Genomic DNA, 10,351 nt, shown 5'->3' with positions numbered 1-10,351 from the left:
CGTCGGGGCTGAAGGCCACCGAGTTCACCTCGTCGGTGTGGCCAGTCAGGCGCCGGTGCAGGGGGAGGGCCGCCGCGGTCCGCAGGGTTTCGATGGAATCGGGTGTGTGGCTGGTGCGGTAGGCCTGGATGGCCAGTAGCGAGGCGAGTTCAGGATCGGTATGAAAGAGCGTGTCGGCCTGCGTAGCGAGCTGCCGAGAGCGCGCTATCTGCCGTTGGTCGGTTGCCGTCCGCCACTGCCACAGCACGCCTCCCGCGGCCAAGAGCGCGAGAACGAGCAGGCCGGCAAGGACCGCATTGAGGCGTCTGCTGCGACGGATGGCGGCTTGCTGGCGCTGCTTGCTGGCAGTGAGGAAGGCCGTGACCTCGGTCGGCAGGCTGCGTCGCCGTGACCACTCGAGGCCTTCCGCGAGTGCGGTTCCCCCGAGCAGGTCTCCAGGATCGGTGGTCGCCGCCCAGCGGGCCTGCCGCTCACGGGCGTGGTCGAGCCACTCCTGGAAGCGGCGGTCCTGGTCGACCCACTGGCGCAGTGCGCCCCAGTCGCGGATGAGCGCTTCGTGGATCAGCTCGGCCACCGGCTCCCCGGGGCGGGTCCTGGGATGCTGCGGGGTCTGGGTGGTGATGATGCGATGGCGGGTGAGGGCGGCGATGACGTCGTCGACCGCCGTCCTCTCACCATTAGGAGTCTGGCCCGGGTCGGCCGCCAGTTCGCGCAGTTCATTAAGGGGGACCTGGGTGCGCACGGCTGTGATGTTGCGGCTGGGGTCGGCGGGGTGCACCAGGGAGGTCAGGGCCCGCTGCGCGATGATCCGCTGCTGCGGGGTGAGTTCGTTCAGTGCGCTGTCGCACCAGGTGGTCACGCTTCCGCTGACTCCTCCGATGCGGCGGTATGCCTCGTGGATGAGGTAGCCGTCCTGCCGCCTGAGCCACAGCTGGCTGAGGGTCATCTCCAGCAGGGGCAACACGGTCACGGGCGCCTGGCGGGTGGTCGCCGCCTCGGATGTGGTGGCCAGGACGTCGGCGATGATCTGCTCGGGCAGCCCCGGCTGGAAGCGCAGCCCCACGTCCGAAGCGGGCAGGGTGATGATGTCGTTCAGGTCCTGCCGGCTCAACGTGCCCGGCACATTGAGCAGCCCGGACATCGCGGCCTCCAGCAACCCCGGCTCTTTCGCGGCGAGTTGGGGGTAGAAGTCGTCGCGCATCACCAGGACTACACTGAGCGGGGCGGGGGAGCCGGCCGCTGCGACGAGCTGGTCGGCAACAGACGACTGCAGGCGCTGCCGGCCGTTACCCGGCCGGGTGAAGAACTCCTCGAACTGGTCGATGACCAGCAGAATGCGCTCGCAGCCGTGCTCGGCCGCGAGCCTGCGGCGCACCGCCGCCTCGATGCCCTCCTCGCCCACCCCGGGCAGTCCGGCACGCTCGAGCTCGGCGAGGATGTCCTGTCCGGGCCGGGCGAGGAGGGGCAGCCACCGGTCGCTGCCCGGCACGTCCCCCGCTGCCAGCGCGCGCAGCACCCCTGCCTGGATCAGCGAGGACTTGCCCGACCCCGACGGTCCGAGCAGCAGCGTCAGCCGCCGCTGCCGGGCGAGGTTCGCCACGACCTGCCGCACCGCCTCGGTGCGTCCCTGAAACCAGCGGGCGTGTTCGGCGGTGAACGGCTCCAGTCCCCGGTAGGGACACACCTCCCGCTCGGCCAGCTCCGGCCGGATTCCCCGCAGCACCTGCGTGGGCGTGACGTAGGCGATGCCTTGACCTCGCTCATACGCGTCCGGAGCGGTGATCTCGGTGAGCATCCCGATGACCAGACCGGTCACCTCATCCAGAACCGGCCCCCCACTGAAACCCGTGGTCAGATCGTTGGCGGCGGTCAGCTGCAGGTGCCCGCCCCGGCCGTCCGGCCGCGGTAGCATCTCACCGGCCACCCCGAATCCGAAGTGCCCCTGCGGCGGCGCCTGGGCGGGAAAACCGAACGAGCGCACCTGATGGCCACGGCACCCCTCCGCAGACCCCAACGGCATGACCTGCATCCCCGCCGACATGCTGCTCAGCCGGATGAAGGCCACATCCTCGCCCTCGGCACCGCGCCACAGCTCATCCAGCACATCCCCCTCCACCTGGTCCGCCCCCTCCACGTGAGGGAAGGCCAGCATGATCCTCTGTCCGGGCCCGGATCCGGCTGCCGCAACGACGTGCGCGCAGGTGACCACGACCGCCTCGGCCACCAGGAACCCCGCCCCGGCCACCGCACCGTTAGGCCCGAGCACCTGCGCCACCGCAGCCGGCAGATCCGCTGCCATGCCGCCGCCGGGCTTGCTTGCCTCGCTGGCCACCGCAATCAGCCCACACTCCTGCCCGCAGGCGGGGGATCAGCAACGTCGTGCTGCCATGACATGGTCACCTTCAGATGGCAGCCGGCCTGGCTCTTGGTGATCACGGCCCCGGCCTCCAGCGCGAGATCGACACCGAACTCGACGGTGACCGCATCCGGGCGGGCCTTGCGCAGCTGGTCGAGGGTAGCGCGCGCGGCCTCGGTGACCGGCTCCAGCGCCGCCTGCAGGGTCTCCGGCAGCTCACGCACGGCATCGCCGACGCGGCCAGCCTTCACCGGCCCGTCCCCCACGGTCGGCTGCTCGACCAGAAGGAAACCCCCACCGTCTAGCGGAATCCGGGCCAGAGGTGCCATGACGCCTCCTCCGCTTCATGCGCTCGTCTTCCGGACGCCACCAGCATCTGCAAGACCTGTCATGTGCCGCACCCCGAGGCGATCCGTACGGGGGAGAACACGTAGGACAGGACCAGGACCTCTACTGTTGGAGCCTTCACAAGGGCGCCCGAATGGCCAATCGGCAGCACCTCAAAGTTCGAACGGGTGTGACCACGGCCCCCAGTCATCGGCTTGCGCTGTCCCGAGCCCGCTTTCCGTCAGGGCCTCGAGACGATCGCCCCCGAAATGCTGCTGCTCCACACCACGCCACCAGCAGTGATATGCCAGTGCCACGTACTCCGGCAAGCCGATTACCTCACTGTGACGCGAGGGCGCGGACCGGGTCAGTAAGGGCCTGCCCTGGAGCCTGCCGCTGGAGGACCAGGTCCTACTGGTCGCCGCGTGCTGCCGCACGAACCTCACCCCGCGTCGGCCAGCTCCGCTGTCCGGGGTGTCGGAGCCGGCCGTGGGCTGTGTCACCGGACATCTCGGCCCGTCCGTGTCACCCCGGCTCCCGAGTCCCGAGTGCCGCGCACCGGGCAGCGCTCGGGGAAAGGGAGCGCAACGGGGTCCAGATGCGAAGAGAACATCCGTGATGGAGGCTGGTGTTATCCGGCTTGAGTACTCACTCGTGCAGCACCCACGTTCTCACTCCGCACGGCAAGTGACGCACGGCATGAAGCTCCGGCTGCGCAGCGATGAATTTTCCACGACAGGACAGGCCGACTACGGTCGAGGGATCATCGATATGGCTCGCACGGAGCACAGCGTCTTCGCCTTGAGAGGCTGTTGTCTTTTCGATCTTGAGCGGTGGCGGTCGAACGCGGGTTCCCGGTCGGGTGATCCTGCCGCGGTGAGGACATGAGGCCGGGGCCTCCTGAACGGCACTGTCACGTTGGGGAGCTCCCGTAGGGTGATCTTCCGGTTGATCGCTCCGAGAAGGGGTTTGCTCGTGGGTGCTGCGTCGCCGTCGTACAAGGGGCACCGATACCCGGTCGAGATCATTTCCCACTGCGTGTGGCTGTATCACCGCTTCCCGCTGTCGTTCCGGGAAGTCGAGGAGCTGATGCTCGAGCGCGGAGTGATCGTTTCCCACGAGACCGTCCGTCGCTGGTGCGCGAAGTTCGGCCAGATCTATGCGAATGAGCTGCGTCGCCGACTGCGGCCGGGGGACACGTGGCATCTCGACGAGGTCTTCATCAAAATCAACGGCGAGCGGCACTACCTGTGGCGGGCCGTCGACTAACACGGGAACGTGTTGGACATCCTCGTCCAGCCCAAGCGCGACACCCATGCCGCCGTGCGGTTCTTCCGCCGGCTCCTGAAGGGCCTGGAGTACGTGCCACGGGTGATCGTCACTGACAAGCTGCGCTCCTACGGCGCGGCCCACCGCCAGGTCATGCCGGGAGTAGAGCACCGCACCTCGAAATACCTGAACAACCTGGCAGAGAACAGTCATCAGCCGACGCGGCAACGCGAACGCGCGATGAAGGGCTTCCGCTCCGTCGGCGGAGCGCAACGGTTCCTGTCCGCGTTCAGCGGCGTCTCACCGCACTTCCGGCCCCGCCGCCACCTGATGACCGCCCCCGGCTACCGAGCCGAGATGACCGTCCGCTTCGCCATCTGGGACCAGGCCACCGGCGCTGCCGGCCGGCCCACCACGGCCTGAGCACCGGCCCGAAAACCGGCCCCTGCCACGCCCCGACGCGCTATCAGAGACCCAGGCACCCAACAACGTGACAGCGCCCGCCTCAGATCTGAGCGTGCCGCCCCCACGCATCGCCGCACCCAAGACGTTCATCAAAGAGGAAGAGCGGGTTCAGCAACTGCGCCACTGCCTCTCGGTAGAGGCTCTCCCCGGCATCGTCCGTACCGTCGGGGCCCTGGTACTGCTCTTCGGATTTCCCTACACACGGCTCCTTGGCCTCACCATCCACGACGTGATCGTCAGCGGCGACGCCGTGGAACTCGGCATCGATGGACACAGTCTGCGTTTGCCGCCCAAAGCCGATCAACTGCTGCTCGAGCAGCGGAAAGCAAGCGCGGAGCGCTGGATCATCAACCAGACAGCCAGCACAACACCGTGGCTCTTCCCCGGCCAGGAACCCGCGCGACCCATCCGGTCCGAATACCTCGGCCTACTGCTACGACGTCACGGCTTCGAAGGCCTCGCCAGCCGCAACAGCGCCCGTCTTGCCCTGGCCTCCGACCTGCCGGCATCCGTCCTCGCCGACCTCACCGGCACGAGCATCAGCAACGCCACACGGTGGACCGGATACGCCAGACGCGACTGGCTCGACTACATCGCGTCCCGCACGGAGATCTGACGGCTCCCCGGTCGACGGCCATGGATCAGAGAGACCATCACGAGATGGGGGCGGTCATAACACCTCTGCGCATTCGTCGACGAATGCGCAGAGCCGACGAATGAGGCTCAAGAAGAAGGGGGTGGGGTCCGAGTCGCCCTTCATGTGAGGTGCATCCTGGAGCCACTGCTGCCACAGGCCCTCCGGTTCTCGGAAGCGGTCGGCTTGGCCACCTCCAATGTTCAGGTCGATGAACTGGAGAGCACCCATGACGACGGTCTGGTCGTACGCGAGGTCAGGGCGGCAGAGGTAGCGATCCAGGTAGGCGGCGAGCAGATCAGCGTCGCGCGCCGTTCCGAAACTGGCCAGGACCACGCAATAGGCCAGCCCAACGCAGCAGACCTCGCTGGCCAGCAGGAGTGCCCCGAGGTGCTCACGGAACTCGGTCCGGCGGGAGACAGCTACGAGCCAAGCCGCAGTTCTCCGCTCACGCCAGCCGCCCTCAAGAAGCTTGGCGACCTCATCTGCGGTGATGAGTCCCGCGTCCTCACGAAGGTCTCGCATAAATCGGTCGCGCTCAGGACTTTGCATGCGCAGCAAGCCGCCGCCGAGCTTCAGGTAGCGTCGCTCGGGCGTGACGTAACGACGAACCAATGCCAGCAACTCAGCATCGTCGTGAGGATGGCGTATCACACTGGCGATCTTGCCTTGCCGCCTCGGAACAGAGCCAGTACTCCCTTGCCCCGATGTGAGTGAGTACGGCAGTTGGCACCAGTGCTGAGGTATGCGCTCAGACCCAAGGCCGTAGGTCAGCCGCCGTAGAGGCCCCACTCGTCGAGGCCCCCGTAGATGTGCGCTTCGAGGCATTGCGGGGCGTCAAGGCCTACGGCCTCACCCCGGTACACGGCGATGAGGGAGTCCTTGCCCCGCCACCAAGAGTCGGTCAAACCCTGTACTTCGGGTACCGGCTCGAATGCGCCGAGATCCAGTGCGTCGACGGCCTTGCGCTTGACCCTTGTGACAGTCGTGGCCCAGCGGCGGGCATGAGCGGCGAGCGCCAGGGATTCCACCCATCCGTCAGTGTTGGCATGCAGGGGCGTCCACTGGTAGGCGTCGATGCCGAACGCACCGTCGGGGCCGATCGCGAAGCTGTAGGCCATGGAAACCCGGCAGCCCCCTGCCGGGAACGACCAGCCTTCTGCGGGCATCTCCTCGGGGCAGTCGGCGTCCAGGATGCGCGGACCGCCCTCGTAGAAAGGGGCCGGCGGCAAGGCGAGGCCGCCCCAGCGGTCCTGGAAGGCAGCAGCCCGCTCGATCTCCGCAGCGGGGATCCCGTGCTCGATCCACGCGTCACGGTGTCGCCGGATGTCCGGCCGGCGAACACGTATGCCCTCCGTCTCGATAAACCGCTGGGCCCTGCGGCTCAGGCCGGCAGGCGCGACCGGGACGGACGATACGCGCTGGTCAGCCATTACCGCTGCTCGCCGTCACCGGCGTGGAGCACGGCCGACGCAATCTCCCGCACGCGCTCCGGGCTGATCCCTGTGCGCTGCTCGACGGCGAGAGGGTGGTCGGTGGGCTCCAACTCCACGAAGGGGCGCTCACCGACCGGACGGGTATGGACGCGCGTCTTCAGGTTGAGCGTCGTCGCCGGGTATACCGGAAGATCGGTGGTGAGCCAGCCGAAGTATGGCTTCTCAGCCTCGCGGCCGGGCCTGTCCCACAGATCCGAGGCTCGGGAGAAGCTCTCTCGGCTGAGCGAGACCCAGACGCCCCAGGAGAACACCTCGGTACTGCCGATGACCGGTATCTCGATCAGGCCCTTCACGAAGTAGTGCTGCCCGCGAACCACGCACTGGTCCGCAGAGAGCAAGCAGTCCTCGGCGTCGGCAAAGGCCGGCTCCCACACGGCGGGGGCCTCGGCCGTGTAGTTCATCGGCAGCTCAGGGTGGTGGGCCCCGCAGCATGCGCAGGTGAACCCCAAATCACTGGTCATGGGCCCGGAGCCTAGCGACGGACTCCAGCCGGACCCGAAGGGGGCTTACTGGCCCTAACAAAGCCTCTGGACGTGCCTGTAGGTGATCAGACAGACGGCGAGTCCGAGGAAGGCCTCGTGGATGTCGTCGCGTCGTTCCCACCGGATCCGCAGGCGGCGGAAGCCGTGCAGCCAGGAGATGGTGCGCTCGACGACCCAGCGGAAGGTGCCCAGGCCGGTGCCGTGCGGCTGGCCGCGTTCGGCGATCACCGGCCGGATCCCACGCTGCCGCAGGAGCCGCCGGTACTTGTCGTGGTCGTAACCGCGGTCCGCGAAGAGCATGTCGGGCCGCCTGCGTGGCCGGCCCACGACTCCGGCCACTGGCGGGATCTTGTCCAACAGCGGCAGCAACTGGGTGACGTCATTGCGGTTCCCGCCGGTCAGCGACACCGCGAGCGGGATCCCTTGGCCGGCGGTGATGACGTGGTGCTTGCTGCCCGGACGTGCGCGGTCGACCGGGCTGGGGCCGCTTTTGGGCCCCAGCGAGCGGCCCGGACGTGGGATGAGTCGATCACCGCCCGGGACCAGTCCAGCTGGTTCTTCGACCGGAGCTTGTTCAGCAGCAGCTGGTGGAGCTGGTCCCAGACGCCGGCCTCGTTCCAGGCTGCCAGGCGGCGCCAGCAGGTCATGCCCGAGCCGAAGCCGAGCTCCTGGGGCAGGTACTCCCACTGGATCCCGGTATGCAGCACGAACAGGATCCCGCACAGGGCCTGCCGGTCGGGCACCCGCGGCCGTCCCTCCACCTGCTTCGGCGGCGGCTCGGGCAGCAACGGCTCGATGAGCGACCACAGTTCGTCCGACACGATCCACGGCCGCGACTGACGCTTCCCCATGCCCCCATCAACGAACGATCAAGCCGACAGTCACATGATCAAACCGCTTTTGTTAGAGCCAGTAAGAGAGCGTCTGATCACTGTTCAGGCTGTTGTGGCGGTCATGTCCGTTTCGATTCGCCAGGTTGGCGTGGATTCTCCCGTCAGTTCGCGGGCCATTTTGTTAGCCATCGCCCAGTGGATCATTGCCCGGGATCTCTGGGGCAGGGCTTCGTAGTCCCGGACCAGGCGCCGGTGCTGCATCAGCCAGCCGAAGGTCCGCTCGATCACCCAGCGTTTCGGCAGCGGCTCGAACCCCTTGGCTCGAGGCCGCTGCACCACCTCCACGTCGATGCCGAGCAGGGCACCGTGATTGAGGATGCTGTTCTGGTATCCACCGTCGGCCCAGACCTTGGACACACTGGGGTGGTTCGCGGCCACGTCGTCGAGTAGGAGCTTGCCGCCGGTGGTGTCGTGTACGTTCGCGGCAGTGATGAGGACGGCCAGCACGAGACCGAGCGTGTCCGTGATCAGGTGCCGTTTGCGCCCTTTGATCTTCTTGCCGGCGTCGATGCCCTGGCTGGTCTCGGCGACGTTTGCCGAGGTCTTCACGCTCTGGGCGTCGATTACGGCCGCGGTCGGCTCGGCCCTGCGGCCGTGGGCTTGGCGGGTCTTGTCGCGTAACAGGTCGTGGACCTGCTGGGTCGTGCCGTCTGCTTCCCACTTCGCGTAGTAGTCGTAGACGGTCTTGTACGGCGGGAAGTCATGGGGCAGGTACTCCCACGGGATGCCGGTGCGGTTGACGTAGAGGATCGCGTTGACGATCTCCCGCAGGTCGTGCACCCGGGCCGCCGTACCAGGGCCGGTCCGTCTCGCCCGCCAAGCCGTGAAGACCGGCTCGATCAGAGCCCAGCGGGCATCGGACACATCACTGCGGTACGGACGGCGATCACTCACACCTTGCCCAACGACCGCCAACGCCACCAGTCACAAAACCATCCCTAACTACCAACTACATAGATCAGATGCCCTCTAAGACGTTCGGTGTAACTCCCGATCATAGAGGATGCATCGATGACCAGTGAGAACGTGGCCGAGGACGAGGTCGGCGAGACGGCAGCGGCTGTGTCGGCGAAGGCCGTGGACGACCGGCTGATCGACGAGCTGGTGAGCCGGGCGCAGGCCGAGGGCCTGCAGCTGACCGGCGAGGGCGGGCTGCTCCAGCAGCTGACCAAGCGGCTGCTGGAGTCCACTCTGGAGGGCGAGATCACCGACCACCTCAGTTATGACAAGCATGATCCGGCGGGCAAGAACGGCGGCAACTCCCGCAACGGCACACGCTCCAAGACCGTGCTGACCGACGTCGGGCCGGTGGAGATCGCCGTGCCCCGCGACCGGGACGGCTCCTTTGAGCCGAAGATCGTCAAGAAGCGGCAGAAGCGCCTGACCGGCGTCGACGAGATGATCATCTCGCTGGCCGCGAAGGGCCTGACCACCGGCGAGGTGCAGGCCCACCTGGCCGAGGTCTATGGCGCCGAGGTCTCCCGGCAGACCATCTCCACCATCACCGACAAGGTCCTGGAGGGCATGGCCGAGTGGCAGAGTCGGCCGCTCGATGCCGTCTATCCAGTGGTCTTCATCGACGCCATCCATGTGAAGATCCGCGACGGCGCGGTCGCCAACCGGCCCATCTATGTGGCCCTGGCCGTCACCACCGAGGGCCGGCGGGAGATCCTCGGGTTGTGGGCCGGCGACGGCGGCGAGGGCGCCAAGCACTGGCTGCACATCCTCACCGAGATCAAGAACCGCGGCGTCAGCGACGTCCTCATGCTGGTCTGCGACGGACTCAAGGGCCTGCCCGAGGCGGTGGAGACCGTCTGGCCCCGGACCATCGTGCAGACCTGCGTGGTGCATCTGCTGCGGAACTCCTTCCGCTATGCAGCCCGCCAGGACTGGGACAAGATCGCCAAGCTCCTCAAGCCCGTCTACACGGCGCCGACCGAGGAGGCAGCCCTGGAGCGGTTCGCCGAGTTCGCCGACGCCTGGGGCCGGAAGTATCCGGCGATCGTGAAGCTGTGGGAGAACGCCTGGGAAGAGTTCACCCCGTTCCTGCGGTTCGACACCGAGATCCGCCGCATCGTCTGCACCACCAACGCGATCGAGTCGGTGAACGCCCGCATCCGCCGGGCGGTCAAGGCCCGCGGGCACTTCCCCAACGAGCAGGCCGCCCTGAAGTGCGTCTACATGGCGATCATGTCCCTCGACCCCACCGGCAAGGGCCACGCCCGCTGGACCATGCGCTGGAAGACCGCGCTGAACGCCTTCGACATCACCTTCGACGGCCGGCTCTCAGCAGCCCGCCAGTAACCCCAACTACCCCAGTTACACCGATCGTTTGGCCCTGTCTCACATTCGGTGGTGACAGAGGGTGGCTCTATCCGAGGAGGATGCGGTGGCGGAGCAGGGTGAAGCCTGCTCGGCCGTGCATCTGG

The 10,351-nt window shown here is 67.3% G+C and carries 9 protein-coding genes and 2 pseudogenes; 4 read left to right on the top strand and 7 right to left on the bottom strand.

Annotated elements, in window-relative coordinates; translation table 11 throughout:
• Positions 1 to 2,332 (bottom strand): serine protease (locus tag ABTY20_RS03545; protein WP_351995361.1); only part of this gene is annotated, 2,332 nt, incomplete at its 3' end.
• Positions 2,333 to 2,337: 5 nt separating this feature from the next.
• A complete protein-coding gene (locus tag ABTY20_RS03540; RefSeq protein ID WP_351995360.1) occupies positions 2,338 to 2,685 on the bottom strand; it encodes a CU044_2847 family protein in 348 nt (115 codons plus the stop codon).
• A gap of 346 nt (positions 2,686 to 3,031) precedes the next feature.
• Here ABTY20_RS03540 and ABTY20_RS03535 point away from each other — a divergent pair.
• The 3 genes and pseudogenes from ABTY20_RS03535 to ABTY20_RS03525 all read left to right on the top strand — a co-directional run.
• Positions 3,032 to 3,211 (top strand): annotated as a pseudogene (locus ABTY20_RS03535) (helix-turn-helix domain-containing protein); the annotation flags it as partial.
• A 447-nt stretch (positions 3,212 to 3,658) separates the two neighbouring features.
• A pseudogene (locus ABTY20_RS03530) lies at positions 3,659 to 4,375 on the top strand (IS6 family transposase).
• Between the two features lie 67 nt (positions 4,376 to 4,442).
• Positions 4,443 to 5,033 (top strand): hypothetical protein, encoded by a 591-nt coding sequence (locus ABTY20_RS03525; RefSeq protein ID WP_351995359.1) that lies wholly within the window; start codon positions 4,443 to 4,445, stop codon positions 5,031 to 5,033.
• Positions 5,034 to 5,087: 54 nt separating this feature from the next.
• Here the strand turns inward: ABTY20_RS03525 and ABTY20_RS03520 are convergent, their stop codons facing one another.
• The 5 genes from ABTY20_RS03520 to ABTY20_RS03500 form a co-directional block, all read right to left on the bottom strand.
• Positions 5,088 to 5,705: a DUF6000 family protein gene (locus ABTY20_RS03520; RefSeq protein WP_351995358.1), complete on the bottom strand. Its 618-nt coding sequence runs from the start codon at positions 5,703 to 5,705 to the stop codon at positions 5,088 to 5,090.
• A 116-nt stretch (positions 5,706 to 5,821) separates the two neighbouring features.
• Complete coding sequence (locus tag ABTY20_RS03515) at positions 5,822 to 6,484, bottom strand: hypothetical protein (protein ID WP_351995357.1); 663 nt, start codon at positions 6,482 to 6,484, stop codon at positions 5,822 to 5,824.
• A complete protein-coding gene (locus tag ABTY20_RS03510) occupies positions 6,484 to 6,948 on the bottom strand; it encodes a DUF2199 domain-containing protein (RefSeq protein ID WP_351995356.1) in 465 nt (154 codons plus the stop codon). Before ABTY20_RS03510 ends, ABTY20_RS03515 begins: the two co-directional genes overlap by 1 nt.
• Positions 6,949 to 7,062: 114 nt before the next feature.
• Positions 7,063 to 7,880 (bottom strand): IS5 family transposase gene (locus ABTY20_RS03505; protein ID WP_502991733.1). Its coding sequence is split into 2 segments (ribosomal slippage): positions 7,063 to 7,529 and positions 7,529 to 7,880, totalling 819 coding nucleotides; the frame shifts between segments, so codons are not numbered across the junction.
• A gap of 84 nt (positions 7,881 to 7,964) precedes the next feature.
• Positions 7,965 to 8,816: an IS5 family transposase gene (locus tag ABTY20_RS03500; RefSeq protein WP_351995517.1), complete on the bottom strand. Its 852-nt coding sequence runs from the start codon at positions 8,814 to 8,816 to the stop codon at positions 7,965 to 7,967.
• A 117-nt stretch (positions 8,817 to 8,933) separates the two neighbouring features.
• Between ABTY20_RS03500 and ABTY20_RS03495 the strand changes: the two genes are divergently transcribed.
• Positions 8,934 to 10,226 (top strand): IS256 family transposase, encoded by a 1,293-nt coding sequence (locus tag ABTY20_RS03495; protein ID WP_351995354.1) that lies wholly within the window; start codon positions 8,934 to 8,936, stop codon positions 10,224 to 10,226.
• Positions 10,227 to 10,351 lie beyond the last annotated feature (125 nt).

This window comes from Streptomyces sp. NPDC126497 (genome assembly GCF_040302425.1).
Lineage (GTDB): Bacteria > Actinomycetota > Actinomycetes > Streptomycetales > Streptomycetaceae > Streptomyces.
Note: the sequence above shows the minus strand (reverse complement) of the source record. Positions and strands in the feature narration are given on the sequence as shown.

What these genes read in the sequence shown, in the direction of transcription:
- ABTY20_RS03540 (WP_351995360.1), bottom strand. Translation starts at nt 2,685, where the DNA reads ATGGCACCTCTGGCCCGGATTCCGCTAGACGGTGGGGGTTTCCTTCTG.
- ABTY20_RS03515 (WP_351995357.1), bottom strand. Translation starts at nt 6,484, where the DNA reads ATGGCTGACCAGCGCGTATCGTCCGTCCCGGTCGCGCCTGCCGGCCTG.
- ABTY20_RS03510 (WP_351995356.1), bottom strand. Translation starts at nt 6,948, where the DNA reads ATGAACTACACGGCCGAGGCCCCCGCCGTGTGGGAGCCGGCCTTTGCC.
- ABTY20_RS03495 (WP_351995354.1), top strand. Translation starts at nt 8,934, where the DNA reads ATGACCAGTGAGAACGTGGCCGAGGACGAGGTCGGCGAGACGGCAGCG.